A 14,575-nucleotide genomic window follows, 5' to 3' on the forward strand; every position below is an offset into this window, starting at 1 on the left:
ATGGTACAAACAGATGGGATGAGGCGGAATTATGGGGTCTACCAAACACGACGGTTTACTAATCCAGGCAGCTAAAAGCGGCAACATCATTAATGCACAAGCCTTACTCGCTAAGGGTGTCAGTGCCAATGCCCAGGATCGAGATGGTACTACGGCTTTGATGTTTGCAGCGCAGAAAGGGTATACGGAAATTGTGCGACTTCTACTTGATAAAGGTGCTGATGTCAACTTTGCCAGAAGACAATTTGGCATCACTGCTTTGATGTTGGCGGCGGCTCACAAACAGGTTGATGCTGTGCGGCTGTTGATAAGTAGGGGGGCGGATGTCAATGCCCAAAATGATGATGGCAGCACTGCATTGATGGCGGCATCTTTGAAGGGGGATATCTCTATTGTGCAACTTCTACTGGATGCGGGGGCTGATGTCAATGTTGAAGATAAAGATGGAGATACTGCTTTAAAAATAGCAGTTTTACAAGGTGAAAAGACTGTTGTAAAAGCTTTACTAGATGCTAAAGCTAATGTTGATAATTCTACCGTATTATTAGCAGGCAGTCAAGGTCATGCTGAAATTATCGGAATTTTGCTTAATTATGGATTAGATGCAAATTTCAAAAATCGGGAGGGGAAAACACCTTTAATTTTAGGTGCTAAATCTGGGAGTTTAGCAATTGTAGAAGTATTATTGGCGGGTGGTGCTGATGTTAATTTTCAGGATCGAGATGGTGAAACTGCTTTAACTTTGGCTGCTGATTTCGGTCATGTTGATGTGGTAAAAGCTTTGCTGAATGCACGCGCGGAGGTAAATGCTAAAAATGGGGATGGTGGTACGGCTTTGATGGCAGCGGCGGCGGGAGGAAATGTGGAGATTGCAACTCTTTTACTTGATGCTGGTGCCGATATTAATGCTAAAGATAACGATGATGAAACTGCTTTAAATTTTGCTGTTGTCGAAGGTAATACCGAGGTAGTAGAATTGCTTTTGAACCGAGGCGCTAATTTCCAAGTAAGAAATAAGCTAGGTGATACGCCTTTGCTAGTGGCAACTTTTCACGGTTACACTTCAATTGTAGCAGCTTTGCTGCGAAAGGTTGAACCGCAGAATAGTTCCTATTTCTTAAATGCAAAAAACTTTGAGGAAACAGCTTTAACTTTGGCAGCATTTCACGGGCACGCGGAAGTAGTAAAACTTTTGGTGAACGCTGGTGCTGATGTTAATGTAGTTGCTGACAAAGGTAAGACAGGTTTAATGAAAGCAGCAGATCGCGGCAATATTTCTATGGTACAACTGTTACTAGAAAATGGTGCTAATGTCAATTTAAAAGATGATGCAGATGCCACAGCTTTAATGTGGGCCGCCCATCGGGGTTATGCCGATATTGTACAAATTTTACTTGAAGCAGGAGCGGATTTAAACCAGAAAAATAAGGGCGGTTATACCGCTTTAATGCTAGCGGAATATAACAATTACGCGGATGCAGTAAAACTGCTGAAAAAGACAGGCGCTGGCGAGTAAACTTTAACAGGACTTACGCAAAATCATAGTGGGGCCGCCTTCTAGGTGTTAAAGAAACGGCCTATAAGGCGGCGTTACTGCACAAGTGTCCGTAAGTTCTGTATTCGATCGATTTTAAATTTTAACTAGCTTGTCGTACCCAGCCATTGATGGTAAAGCGGCTGTCTGCAAAAGCTTTTGAAGGACAATTTACTTGCAATACTTCGTGCATATAGCGGCTGAGGAAGAAGACGATGCTGTTATTTCGGGGTTCTACAGTTCTGAAAGTATCGGCAGCAACGTAATAGTTATTTTCAACTTTGCTGTCGTAAAGCCGTAATTCACCGCCCGTAAAACCCTTGGGTTCTCGATTAAAATAGTAAACGTAAGTGAAGAATCGGCTAGATGTGTCTGGAGAGCCGTTATCGTTGTGCATTTTGTAAAAGTTCGCGTTGTTGTGCATGGTTAGCTGAGATTCAATATCGCCGATAGGAAATGAGGGAATATTTAATTTACGGAGGACATCTGGCAGAATTGCTTTAATGCGATTGACGATGAGTTCTGAGAATTCAGGGAATGAATGGAGTACCATTGAACGACGGTAATCTTCAGCATTAGTTGATGTGCTGGTAGGAACAAATTCTGCTTCTTTATCGAGGACATATTGCAGTAGTTGTTTGTTTTCTGCGGCTGTCAAGAAGTTTTCAATTTGAGCATAGCGAGATGTTAGATCGTGAACGGTGGAAATAGGAGTGGGAGGGGGGGAGGGAATTTCTATAATAGGTTTGTGTTCCTGTTGTTGCTGCAAGTAAATCGGGGGTTCTGTGACTAAGCCAACTAACTGTTCGCTAGGAAAACATAGAGCGGAACGACCATCATCTATGGGGATTTGGAATAAGGTGGAAAAAGCAGGTGTTTGCTGAGATTTAGCCATCAAAGCTTTGATGAGGCCGTGCAGTAAGGGTGCGTCAGATTTGAGATTGACTGTACACTGATGTCCTCCGGTTAAGAGAATTTTGACTTTAACATCTTTGCTTTGAAGTTGCTGGGTTGTTGATACCATAATAGTAAGGAAGAAGGAAGAAGGAAGAAGGAAGATGGAAGATGGAAGAAGGAAGAAGGAAGAAGGAAGAAATTACCAGCGAATTCTGTAGCAGTTAACGGTTAACAGTTAACTGTTAACCGTTAACTGTTAACATTAATGCAAAAAGTGGCGAACGTCGGTGAAAACCATTACCAGTCCGAGTTCGTTGGCGGCGTTGATGGAATCTTGGTCGCGCATACTACCTCCTGGTTGTGCGATCGCAACTATTCCAGCAGCAGCAGCAGTTCGCACTGAGTCGTCAAAGGGGAAGAAACCGTCACTGGCTAAAAATGCACCCTTGGCTTTCAAAGCGGCTTGTTCTAAGGCAATTTTAACCGATCCTACACGATTCATTTGTCCTGCACCAATACCTAATGTAGCGCGATCGCGCGTCACGACAATAGCATTAGATTTAACGTGCTTGGCAACTTTCCACGCAAATAACAGTTCTTCTAACTGTTCCGGTGTGGGTTGCTTCTCAGTGACAACGCGCCATTGGCTAGCATCTTCTATGGCATTATCTGAGTCTTGTACGAGCAAACCACCTGCTATTACTTTAACAGTTTGGGGCGGCCCCTGAATCAAATCTGGTAAAATCAAAACCCGCACTTTTGACTTACCTTTGAGGATTTCTTGAGCTGCTGGTTCGCAAGCAGGCGCTACCACGCATTCTAAGAATGTTTGAGTTAATGCTTTAGCCGTAGCCGCATCAATGGGACGATTTAAAGCTACAATCCCGCCAAAAGCTGAAATTGAGTCAGCATCGAAAGCTTTTTGATAAGCTTCTGAGAGGCTATTGCCGATAGCAGCGCCGCAAGGATTGGTATGTTTAAGAATTGCCGCCGCTGGAGTATCAGGAAACTCTACAATTAACCTACGAGCTGCCTCTAAATCCACTAAATTATTGTAGCTTAATTCTTTGCCTTGAAGTATTGTACTGGTCGTCCAACCAGTAGGGTTTCCTCCGCTTTGATACCAAGCAGCCGCTTGATGGGGATTTTCGCCGTAGCGGAGCGATTGTAACTGGGTTCCAGCAATTGTAAACTGTTGTACGAGAGACGATCGATCGGCTTCTGGAGAGGATTGATTTGTGAGATAAGATGCGATCGCGCGATCGTAATTTGCAGTATGATTAAAGGCTGCAATTGCACATTTTTGCCGGAAATCTAAGGAAGCCTCTCCTCCGCGCTCCCGCAATTCTTGCAAATAAATAGGATACTGCTCTGGATTGCATAAAACGGTCAAATGAGGGTAATTTTTAGCTGAGGCTCGCAGCATCGCCGGCCCCCCAATATCAATCTGCTCAATTGCCTCAGATAAAGTTACTTCTGACTTAGCAATTGTTTGCTCGAAAGGATACAGATTAACTACGACTAAATCAATGGGACGAATATTATTTTCAGTCAAATCTGCTAGATCCTGGGGGACATCTCGACGCGCTAAAATGCCGCCGTGAATGCGAGGATGTAGCGTTTTGACTCGTCCTCCCAAAATTTCTGGAGAACCCGTGTAGTCGGCAACTTTTGTGACTGGCAACCCAGCATCTTTTAGAGCTTTTGCTGTCCCGCCACTACTAATGATATCAAAGCCAAATTCTTCTACCAGAGTGCGAGCTAAGTCAATTAGCCCGGTTTTATCAGATGTACTCAGCAGTGCCAGACGCGTCATTGTTTCAAATCCCGATCGCAAAGATACAAGTTATATTTTAAGCAGAGATTGCCTTCATGAATGGCTAGCTGCATTATAGGTGCTGTGTTTCATAACACATATTTATAAAAAATATGTTTATGATAACTTGAACTAGGACACTCACTTTCATTGAAATAGTATCACTAGCCTTAGCCTTACTTAAGTAAGCTACGAAAAGAATTTATTATTTGATACCCAAAATCAAGGTTTAATAAAAACTTAATCTTTCAGAAATAATTATATGCTAGTATAGGTGCTAATCTCCATTCTCCAAGTTAAAGGAAGCTAATCAGCTCATGATTTTTGGATCGTAAAAATTGTAATCGATTTTATTAGGAGTTTTTAATATGTTTGTTCCTGATAGCAACTCAGAAAGTAATGTTAGCAATATCAACGGTTTAAAGCAAGGGGCAGGTAAAAAGCTTAGTAATGAAGCAATTAGTGAAGAGTCGGTCGATACTTTCTGTAAGGATATCTCAGAAAGTCCCCTACCACTTTCTTATATTTCCCATCAGCGCGAATTGCACCAGATGCAATTAGCAATCGAAAAGCTAAAGCGCGATCTGAAAGCTAGTGAAGCCCGCTTTCACAATGTAATTGCTAAAAATGCCGACAGCATCGTTATTGTTAACAAAAAAGGGATGGTATGTTTTGTCAACCCATCAGCCGAATATCTTTTCAACTGCAAGGATGAGGATCTGTTAGGGAAAGATTTTTTTGGTTCTTTGATAGTAGAAGGTTCTGCCTGCGATCTGGAGATGAATACAGATATTATTCATCAAGTTCGACAGAGAGATGCAGCAGGCATCCGGGTGGTACAAACAGAAGTAGAAGCGATCTGCAAGGACAAAGAAAATACAGTAGTAGAAATGCGGGTAGTGGAGACGGAATGGGAAGGAGAAATGGCTTATTTGGCCACACTACGCAACATTACCGATCGCAAACGCACAGAGGAAATGCTGTGGCTTTACAGTCGTGCGATGGCAGCAGCTAGCACTGGAATTGTGATTGCCGACGCGACAACCCCCAACCTAGCTAATATTTATTGTAATCCTGCTTTTGCAAAAATGACTGGGTATTCACACGAGGAAATTATCGGGCATAACTGTAGATTATTGCAGGGAAATGATACCGATCCTGAAGCGATAAATCAAATCCGCGAGGCTTTACATAATCAGACTGAATGCACGGTGGTTTTAAAGAATTATCGCAAAGACGGGACAACTTTTTGGAATCAATTAGCGATTTCTCCGGTGCGCGATCGCAAGGGCAAATTAACTCATTTCATCGGCATACAGATGGATGTAACCAAACATAAAGAAGCAGAAGAAGCCTTGCAGATTTCCGAAGCACGTAGTAGAGAACAAGCGGCAAAATTAGAATTAGCTCTTAAGCAACTACAACAAACTCATTCCCAACTCGTACAGAGTGAAAAAATGTCCAGTTTGGGATTGCTAGTTGCAGGAGTTGCTCACGAAATTAACAACCCGGTTAGCTTCATTAATGGCAATCTCAATCACCTAGATAATTACACTCAAGAATTGCTGGATTTGGTCAAGCTTTATCAGCAGCACTATCCTCATCCTGTCGAGGAAATTCAAAAGCGAATGGAGGAAATAGAACTTGACTTTCTAATGGAAGATTTAACTCAAATACTATCTTCAATGAATGTAGGAGTTGACCGCATTTGCCAGATTGTTGCGTCGCTGCGGAATTTCTCGCGACACGACGAATCGGAGATCAAAGCTGTTAACCTTCACGAAGGAATTGACAGCACTTTACTAATTCTTAATCACCGTATGAAAGCTACGGGAAGCACTCAGGCGATTCAGATTGTCAAAGAGTACGGAGACTTGCCTGCTGTGGAATGTTATGCAGCGCCGATTAATCAAGTATTTATGAATATTCTCGGCAATGCAATTGATGCTTTAGAGGATAGTAATAGAGGGCGCAGTCCCCAAGAAATTCGCGACAATCCTAGTAAGATTAAGATTAGCAGCTCTGTGGTAGATGCGGATTATGTACAAATCAAAATTGGCGACAATGGGCCAGGGATGAAAGAAGAGGTAAAGCAACGGATATTTGACACTTTTTTTACGACCAAACCAGTAGGTAAAGGTACGGGAATGGGTTTGTCAATCAGCTATCAAATTGTTGCTGAAAGACATAGAGGCGAACTTAATTGTGTTTCCGAAATTGGTCAAGGTACGGAGTTTATTATTAAGCTTCCAATTTGGCATTAGCGTAGACAATGACCTCTTTAATAATTAAAATTTACATTGCTAGAGGGTACAAATCAAATACAATGTCTACTTAAAGTCTGGCGAATAGAATTCGCGGCTACACAAACGAAGTCCGCCTACCCGGACTAATAAGAATTCAACCCGCGTAGGCGGGTTTTGTTTGTATAGACGCGGTTTCAACCGCCCAGTTTAAGCACCCCACCCCACGATTAAAACAAGTCTACTCCCTCCAATTTCTTCACACTTTCAACCTTAGCATTTGCCGCTTCCCCGCAAGTACGAGGCGTAGGAAACATCTTCCCCGGATTTGCCAAACCTTGCGAATTAAATACCTGACGCACCCACTGCATTGTCTCCAAATCTACCTCATTAAACATCTCCGGCATATAACACTTCTTATCAGCGCCAATGCCGTGTTCTCCCGAAAGACTTCCCCCCACTTTCACGCAAAGTTTCAGAATTTCACCGCCCAATTCTTCGACCTTTTCTAACGCCCCTTCAATAGCATTATCATAAAGAATTAATGGGTGAAGATTTCCATCTCCCGCGTGAAATACATTAGCAATGCGATAGCCAAATTTCTCGCTTAGTAACTCAATCTCTTTCAAGACATAAGCCATTTGGGTGCGGGGAATTACGCCGTCTTGCACGTAATAATCAGGACTTAAATGGCCCGCAGCGGCAAAAGCGGCTTTTCGTCCTTTCCAAATTTTTAACCTCGTTTCCAAGTCATTTGCGCTAGTGATGTTCCGCGCTCCATTTTTCAGACAAATCTCAGCAATCCTTTGTTTATTCGCTGCTACTTCTACCTCTAAACCATCTACTTCTACTAATAGAATAGAAGCAGCATCGCGGGGATAACAGCCAGTGGCGACAACATCTTCTACAGCATTAATGCTGATGTTATCCATGATTTCCATACCGCCGGGAATAATCCCAGCACTGATAATATCTGAAACCGATGCTCCTGCTGCTTCCATGCTGGTAAAATCTGCTAGGAGAACGCAAATTGATTCTGGTGTTTTAAGAATTCTCAAAGTAACTTCGGTGGCAATTCCGAGAGTACCTTCGGAACCCACAAATATACCTGTTAAATCATAACCGGGCATCTCTGGTATTTGTCCGCCGACATCAACGATTGAACCATCAGGTAAGACTAATTTTAAGCCTAAAACGTGATTAACTGTCACTCCGTATTTCAAACAGTGAACGCCTCCAGAATTTTCGGCAACATTACCACCAATTGAGCAGATAATTTGACTGGAAGGATCGGGGGCGTAATAGAAACCAGCACCGCTTACTGCTTGCGTTACCCAGTTATTAATTACTCCTGGTTGTACGACGACTAGCTGATTTTCTAAGTCTATTTTCAGGATTTTTCGCATTAAGGCGGTGACAATTAATACGCAGTTTTCGACGGGTAAAGCGCCGCCAGAAAGACCGGTTCCCGCGCCTCTAGCTACCCAGGGGATGGAGTGGCGATCGCATATTTTTACCGCTGCTGCTACTTCCTCTGTAGTTTTCGGTAATACAACTAGCGCGGGTCGTTGGCGGTAGCTGGTGAGTCCGTCACATTCGTAGACTAGCAATTCTTCGCGACGCTGGACTACGCCGTTTTTGCCGAGTACGGTTTCAAATTCTTTGACGATCGGTTTCCAGTTGCGTTCAGTTTCGAGGGCGATCATTGGTGGGTAAATTTAAGTAGGTTTGTGGGGGCTCAGAAACCGGGTTTCTTACCCAATTCTTCGTGATGGTGCAATAATTCTCGCAGAAACCCGGTTTCTCAGACTACCAATTAATCCAAATTGATATTATTCTTGAATTTCACTTGTTGGCTGGTTTACTTCGTCGTCTTCAATTTCAAAATTAATTCGCTCGTAAATTTCCTTCAATGGCATTTGAAATTCTACGGATTCTAGGGTTAATACAGATTCTTCTGAATCATATTCTGTTAATTCCCATTTGCTATTAGAATTTTTAGCAAATTGTTCTACGTGATAGCTATATTGGTCTATTAAAATGTATTCTCGAAATTCAGGTATTGAGCGATAGGCGAGAAATTTACCACCTCGGTCATAGTCTTTGGTTGAATTGGATAAAACCTCGACGATTACCATAGGATTTGTCACAATTGTTTTGTTATTTTCTTGATAGACTGGTTCTCCTTGAATCACCATGATATCGGGATAGACGTAGCGGCGAGTTAGGGGTATCCACAGGCGCACATCATTGATAAATATCTCGTAATTTTGACTATTTACAGTCAAGGGAAATTTTTTGTAAAAGTTCCCCGCGAGTTTGTTGTGGTTGGTTGTTCCGCCTGGCATTGGTACGATCTCCCCATCATGGTATTCACTTTTGTCGAGCGCGGCTTCTTCTAAAGCTAGATATTCCTCTGGCGTGTAGTAGCGTTTCTCAGTCTGTGGCTTGTTTTCGATGGTTGGTCTTTCTTGGGTTTGCATTGTGAGTTCCTTCTGCTCTGAAGTGATTTTATGATAACATTTAATCAGTTTGAAGAACAGAAACCGGGTTTCTTACCTAAATCTTCGGTAGGATGCTTAAATTATCGCAGAAACCCGATTTCTTAACCACCAGAACTACTAGGCGAACTATTAAGGACAAAAACTACTCCGGTCATAATTAAAGCTACACCTACCAATCGCAATGGTGGCAAAGGCTCATTAAATATAATTTTACCGCCCAAAACTACACAAATGTAACTAATTGAGAGTAAAGGCGAGACGATGCTAATGTTGGCGCGAGATAGCACGACAATAAAACCAAAAGCACCCAATCCATATAAAATTAAACCAACCCAGATTAAAGGCTGACTTGCCATTGCTATGGCTTTTTCCACTAAATTCGCTGCACCAATCGGCCCCAAAATATTAGCTGCACCTTTAAGGCTAAATTGACCCAGAACACCGCAAAGGATAGCAGCAAGCAAAACTAGAAAAACGCTTCGAGTCATTAGTAAAGTAACCTATAGTATACTGTCATAATAGTTCAAAAAACTTTCACCCAACAGCCGCACTCAATATTTCTATACTTTCTCGATCCCTGACCTTTTAAACTTACAGGCAGTTAAAATAAATATTGCCCAGACTGGGTAAAATTATAACAAAAACATGGTAGAACACGCAAACGCAAGCGAGGAATACTCTCTGGAATTATCCATACTAATGCCCTGCTTGAATGAGGCGGAAACTTTAGAAGCCTGTATCAAGAAAGCACAGCGGTCATTGCGGGAACTCAATATTGTTGGTGAAGCGATCGTAGCAGACAACGGTAGCACTGATGGTTCCCAGGCGATCGCAACTCGTCTGGGAGCCAGAGTAATTCCCGTTGCAGCCAAAGGATATGGCAGCGCTCTCATGGGCGGGATCGTAGCCGCACGCGGAACTTATATCATTATGGGTGACGCTGACGATAGCTACGACTTCTCCAACCTTGGCCCTTTTGTGAAAAAATTGCGAGAGGGCTACGACTTGGTAATGGGAAACCGCTTCCAAGGTGGCGTGAAACCGGGAGCAATGCCAAAATTACACAGATATTTAGGGAATCCCGTGCTGACGTGGGTGGGGCGGCTGTTATTCGCAAGTCCTTGCGGTGACTTTCACTGCGGGCTACGCGGCTTCAGGAGAGATGCAATCTTGCAACTGGATTTACAAACAACGGGGATGGAATTTGCCAGTGAAATGATTGTTAAAGCCTCTCTCAACCAACTGCGAATCGCGGAAGTCCCCACCACCTTGTCCCCAGATGGCCGCAGTCGCCCGCCCCACTTGCGAACTTGGCGAGACGGGTGGCGACACTTGCGATTTTTGCTACTCTACAGCCCTCGGTGGTTGTTTCTGTATCCCGGTTTGTTGTTAATATTTGTGGGTTTAGCGGTGGGAGTGTGGCTGTTACCTGCTACGAGATTAGTGGGGCGTGTCAGCTTTGACGTACACACTCTGCTTTATGCCGCGATCGCGATTATTGTCGGCTTTCAAGCTGTTAGTTTCGCTTTATTTACCAAAGTCTTCGCTATCAGCGAGAAGTTGCTACCTGAAGATCCGCAAATTAAGAAACTATTGCGCTACATCAGTCTGGAAGTGGGATTGATAGTAGGAAGCCTACTAATGTTGATAGGAATAACCGGCTCGATCTTATCCTTTACCATTTGGGGTGAGACTTCCTTTGGCCCTTTAGACCCTTCCAAAACTTTACGCTTGGTAATTCCCTCGATCGCTTGTCTGACTGTAGGTTTGCAGGTAATTTTCTCTAGCTTTTTTCTGAGCGTATTGGGGTTGAAACGGCGGTGAGCATTGCGAGGCTGCTATTGCGTGCGCTCTATCGATCGCGATCGCATCCAATTAACAGATGCTTTGATTATCGATCGCCTCAGTAAGTAAATCCACCTAATTAAACCTATAACAGAAAGCTGGCTGGATCGGTCTTTTGCCCTCTTCCTTCTTCCTTCTTCCTTCTTCCTTCTTCCTTCTTCCTTTGAGAGTGTCAAAATAATATATAGTCTGGATAGTGCATTGCACAGCTAGTAATGGTTTCCCCAATTGGGATAAACTTACATAGAACTGGAAGATTAAGGAAAAACTAGGATATGGAAAGCGTTGCTTACATTTTGATTTTGTCTTTGGCGATCGGTGTACTCTTTTTTGCGATCGCCTTTCGCCAACCCCCTCGGATTGGTAAGTAACTAGCTCCCTCCGAGCTTTTACTATCCAACAGTTCTCAGCCCTCACTGCTGAGCAATATATACAAGTCCCGCAATTCATCTCGCTCAACCTGGGGCCGAGATGAATTGCCATCTATTTTAGAAACCTGTAAAAATCAGTAGTTATGCGTTGTCCCTTATGCCACGATCCAAACAGTCGCGATCGGCCGAATCCGGTAAAAGCATTCGCCGCCGCCGCGAATGCTTGAACTGTCAACACCGATTTACGAGTTATGAACGCATAGAATTTGTGCCGATAACAGTAATTAAACGCGATGGCAAACGCGAGTCCTTTGATAAATCTAAATTGCTGCGCGGTATAATTCGTGCTTGTGAAAAAACAGGTATTACCGCAGCAGAAGTAGAAAAAATTGCCGATGAAATCGAATCAGAACTGCAAGGGCGATCGCTCCGAGAAGTAGCAAGTTCAGATATTGGTGAATTAGTTCTCAAACAGTTACGACGTTTGAGTGAAGTTGCTTACGTGCGATTTGCCTCAGTTTACCGCCAATTTCAAGGCATCCGAGATTTTGTCGAAGCCCTCGATCGCCTGCAAAGCGACCACGACACTAATCTAGAAATAGAAACCGATCCCAATGCGATCGCCACTTGCGAGTTACCTCCCTCAGAGTCCAGAGAGCTAGAAATTCAGCCATCCTGCGCGACACCCAACTAAACTCGCCACAAATAGTTTTAAACGGGCATAGTTAGGCTATAATAAACTATCTTACCGCCCCATGATTATAATTAACACTCCTAACCTGAAGTTTTGAGTAATAATAATGGTAGCGGGTGTGGGGTTGCACCCGGTAATGGTTGGCTAGCGCTAACTTTTACAAAAGATTGATAGAAAAGCTAAAAGCTTATTACCTAAAATCTACAGCATCCATCCACAGGAACAAAAAACTAAGGAGAGAAATCCCAGGAAACTATTCGCATGGTCAATCAGAAAACAGCAGTCAAAGAAGTGGGCTTTACTCACGAAGATTTTGCAGCCCTATTAGATAAATATGACTATCACTTCAGCCCTGGCGATATAGTAGCAGGTACGGTGTTCAGTATAGAACCCAGAGGAGCCCTGATTGATATCGGCGCTAAAACCGCCGCTTACATTCCCATTCAGGAAATGTCAATCAATCGGGTAGAAGCTCCAGAAGAGGTATTGCAGTCGAACGAAACCAGAGAATTTTTCATCCTCACCGATGAAAATGAAGACGGTCAACTCACACTGTCAATTCGGCGCATAGAATATATGCGAGCCTGGGAAAGAGTAAGGCAACTCCAAGCAGAAGATGCAACAGTGCGATCGCAAGTTTTTGCAACCAATCGCGGCGGTGCATTAGTAAGAATTGAAGGGTTGCGCGGTTTCATCCCCGGTTCTCACATCAGCACCCGCAAACCCAAGGAAGAATTAGTCGCAGAAGAACTGCCATTAAAATTCCTAGAAGTAGATGAAGACCGTAATCGCCTCGTTTTGAGCCACCGCCGAGCGCTAGTAGAGCGGAAGATGAATCGCCTCGAAGTTGGCGAAGTCGTCATCGGTACAGTTCGCGGAATCAAACCTTACGGTGCATTCATCGACATCGGCGGTGTCAGCGGTTTGCTACACATCTCCGAAATTTCCCACGACCACATCGATACGCCTCATAGCGTGTTCAATGTCAATGATGAAGTGAAAGTCATGATCATTGACTTAGACGCAGAACGGGGTCGGATTTCCCTCTCCACGAAGCAGTTAGAGCCTGAACCAGGAGCAATGGTCAAAAATCGCGACCTGGTTTATGAAAAAGCTGAGGAAATGGCCGCTAAATTCCGCGAGAAAATGTTAGCTCAAAAGCAAGCAAAAGCTGCTATTGAGATTCCCGTAGAAGTCCCAGCCGCGACTGATGAACTAGACGACATTCCAGACGATATTCCCTCAGCAACTGAGGAAATAGACGATATTCCGCCAGCGATGGAGGAGATAGCCGCAGAAATTCCAGCCGCAACTGAAGAGATAGTGGCGGAGATTCCAGAGGAAGAAATTCCCCCAGCAACGGAAGATTAATATCCCAATCTTTCTTATAAAAAGAGGGAAATACCCTCTTTTTTTGTAACTATTTCCATAAATTGTTAACTGTTAACTGTTAACTTTTAACTGTTAACAGCCAATAGCTAATATTGTCTCCGGCAAATTACTTACGCTCTGTCATTGTGAGTAAAGCGAACAGGAATTACGCAAAAAATCCGTAACGCCGCCTTCTAGGCGGTATCTTTACCGCCTAGAAGGCGGCGTTACGTAAAACAACTAACAACCAACAACCAACAACTAACAAAACATAGGAGTTTACTAAATTGGTAAATATTAAGTGTCGGGGAATTACTTTTCCCAATATCCAAGCCATCATTTTTGATAAAGACGGTACGCTCGAAGATTCGCAGGAATTTTTGAGAAATCTGGGGTTAAAACGATCGCGCCTCGCAGACGCGCAAATTCCCGGTATTGGCGAACCCTTACTGATGGCCTTCGGCATCAACGGCGATAAAATCGACCCCACAGGCTTAATGGCGGTCGGCAGTCGGCGAGAAAATGAAATAGTAGCTGCTGGCTACATTGCCGAAACCGGCCGCAGTTGGTTAGAATCTTTAACCATTGCTCATCGTGCCTTTGATGAAGCCGACCAAATGTTAAAAAATACAGCACCTTCGCCTTTATTTGTCGGCAGTTTGGAAGTCCTAAAATATCTTTCCGAAGCGGGTTTAAAACAGGGAATTCTTTCAGCAGCCACCACTGAAACAGTAATAGCATTTGTGGAACGCCATCAACTCGGCGATTACATTCAGCTAAAAATGGGGGTGGATTCAGCTAACCTTAATAAACCCGATCCGGCGTTATTTCTGCAAGCTTGCGAGAAACTCGGCGTAGAACCCGCAGCAACTTTGATGGTGGGAGATTCCGGCGGCGATATTGAGATGGGTAAAAATGCAGGCGCAGCGGGTTGTATTGGGATTTGTTGGGGGAAAGCGAAGGCTAGCCATTTGGAAAAAGCGGATGTCGCGATCGCATCTCTGGATGAAATTAAAATTGTCGATCTGTAGATACGGCTTGAGACAGTATCTTTACTATCCGCCAGTCCTCCATTTGCGAACTCGCCGCGATCGTTTTAATTAGCACTCTTACTGCTAGAGTGCTAACGCTATCGCCCGATTCTCCGAAGGTAAACTCGCCAATATTTAGCACGCTGTAAATTGCCTGAAACCCTTGACACATAAGGCTTAAGCTCCTGTCATAAAAATTTTTATTACAGATTGAACAGGGCTAATGTAAGCGATGTAACAATTATACTAGCTCAAATTTGCTATTAATA

General features: G+C 43.6%; 13 protein-coding genes and 1 pseudogene. 7 read left to right on the top strand and 7 right to left on the bottom strand.

Annotated features, from left to right (window positions below):
- The first annotated feature begins 31 nt into the window (after positions 1–31).
- On the top strand, positions 32–1,516 hold the full coding sequence (locus tag OSCIL6407_RS0111425) for an ankyrin repeat domain-containing protein (RefSeq protein WP_007355367.1): 1,485 nt from the start codon (positions 32–34) through the stop codon (positions 1,514–1,516).
- A gap of 121 nt (positions 1,517–1,637) precedes the next feature.
- Here the strand turns inward: OSCIL6407_RS0111425 and OSCIL6407_RS0111430 are convergent, their stop codons facing one another.
- Both OSCIL6407_RS0111430 and purH read right to left on the bottom strand, forming a co-directional pair.
- On the bottom strand, positions 1,638–2,558 hold the full coding sequence (locus tag OSCIL6407_RS0111430) for a 2OG-Fe(II) oxygenase (protein ID WP_007355368.1): 921 nt from the start codon (positions 2,556–2,558) through the stop codon (positions 1,638–1,640).
- 135 nt (positions 2,559–2,693) lie between these two features.
- Positions 2,694–4,247 (bottom strand): bifunctional phosphoribosylaminoimidazolecarboxamide formyltransferase/IMP cyclohydrolase, encoded by a 1,554-nt coding sequence (gene purH / locus OSCIL6407_RS0111435; RefSeq protein ID WP_007354787.1) that lies wholly within the window; start codon positions 4,245–4,247, stop codon positions 2,694–2,696.
- 368 nt (positions 4,248–4,615) lie between these two features.
- Between purH and OSCIL6407_RS0111440 the strand changes: the two genes are divergently transcribed.
- Positions 4,616–6,511: a PAS domain S-box protein gene (locus OSCIL6407_RS0111440; protein ID WP_007354786.1), complete on the top strand. Its 1,896-nt coding sequence runs from the start codon at positions 4,616–4,618 to the stop codon at positions 6,509–6,511.
- Between the two features lie 209 nt (positions 6,512–6,720).
- Here OSCIL6407_RS0111440 and glcD read toward each other — a convergent pair whose 3' ends face one another.
- The 3 genes from glcD to OSCIL6407_RS0111455 all read right to left on the bottom strand — a co-directional run bounded on the left by glcD (position 6,721) and on the right by OSCIL6407_RS0111455 (position 9,482).
- Positions 6,721–8,196 carry a glycolate oxidase subunit GlcD gene (gene glcD, locus OSCIL6407_RS0111445; protein ID WP_007354785.1) on the bottom strand — a complete coding sequence of 492 codons (1,476 nt, stop codon included), beginning with the start codon at positions 8,194–8,196 and terminating at the stop codon, positions 6,721–6,723.
- 126 nt (positions 8,197–8,322) lie between these two features.
- Positions 8,323–8,973 (bottom strand): Uma2 family endonuclease, encoded by a 651-nt coding sequence (locus OSCIL6407_RS0111450; RefSeq protein WP_007354784.1) that lies wholly within the window; start codon positions 8,971–8,973, stop codon positions 8,323–8,325.
- A gap of 122 nt (positions 8,974–9,095) precedes the next feature.
- On the bottom strand, positions 9,096–9,482 hold the full coding sequence (locus OSCIL6407_RS0111455; RefSeq protein WP_007354783.1) for a DMT family transporter: 387 nt from the start codon (positions 9,480–9,482) through the stop codon (positions 9,096–9,098).
- A gap of 157 nt (positions 9,483–9,639) precedes the next feature.
- Between OSCIL6407_RS0111455 and OSCIL6407_RS0111460 the strand changes: the two genes are divergently transcribed.
- Positions 9,640–10,818 (top strand): glycosyltransferase family 2 protein, encoded by a 1,179-nt coding sequence (locus OSCIL6407_RS0111460; protein ID WP_007354782.1) that lies wholly within the window; start codon positions 9,640–9,642, stop codon positions 10,816–10,818.
- A gap of 14 nt (positions 10,819–10,832) precedes the next feature.
- On the opposite strand, the gene OSCIL6407_RS34190 is transcribed toward OSCIL6407_RS0111460, so the two are convergent.
- Positions 10,833–11,015: a hypothetical protein gene (locus OSCIL6407_RS34190; RefSeq protein ID WP_148288856.1), complete on the bottom strand. Its 183-nt coding sequence runs from the start codon at positions 11,013–11,015 to the stop codon at positions 10,833–10,835.
- Between the two features lie 99 nt (positions 11,016–11,114).
- Between OSCIL6407_RS34190 and OSCIL6407_RS0111465 the strand changes: the two genes are divergently transcribed.
- From OSCIL6407_RS0111465 to OSCIL6407_RS0111480, 4 genes and pseudogenes are all read left to right on the top strand, one after another.
- Entirely contained in the window at positions 11,115–11,210 is a 96-nt protein-coding gene (locus OSCIL6407_RS0111465) for a photosystem II reaction center protein T (protein ID WP_019487237.1), read from the top strand.
- 143 nt (positions 11,211–11,353) lie between these two features.
- Positions 11,354–11,904 (top strand): annotated as a pseudogene (nrdR, locus tag OSCIL6407_RS30595) (transcriptional regulator NrdR).
- Positions 11,905–12,165: 261 nt separating this feature from the next.
- Entirely contained in the window at positions 12,166–13,275 is a 1,110-nt protein-coding gene (locus OSCIL6407_RS0111475) for a 30S ribosomal protein S1 (RefSeq protein WP_007354780.1), read from the top strand.
- Between the two features lie 287 nt (positions 13,276–13,562).
- Entirely contained in the window at positions 13,563–14,306 is a 744-nt protein-coding gene (locus OSCIL6407_RS0111480) for an HAD family hydrolase (protein ID WP_007354779.1), read from the top strand.
- Here the strand turns inward: OSCIL6407_RS0111480 and OSCIL6407_RS0111485 are convergent.
- A complete protein-coding gene (locus tag OSCIL6407_RS0111485) occupies positions 14,287–14,478 on the bottom strand; it encodes a hypothetical protein (RefSeq protein WP_019487239.1) in 192 nt (63 codons plus the stop codon). The two genes, OSCIL6407_RS0111480 and OSCIL6407_RS0111485, sit on opposite strands and share 20 nt — an antisense overlap.
- Positions 14,479–14,575: the final 97 nt, after the last annotated feature.

It is taken from the genome of Kamptonema formosum PCC 6407 (assembly GCF_000332155.1).
Taxonomy (GTDB): Bacteria; Cyanobacteriota; Cyanobacteriia; order Cyanobacteriales; family Microcoleaceae; genus Kamptonema; species Kamptonema formosum.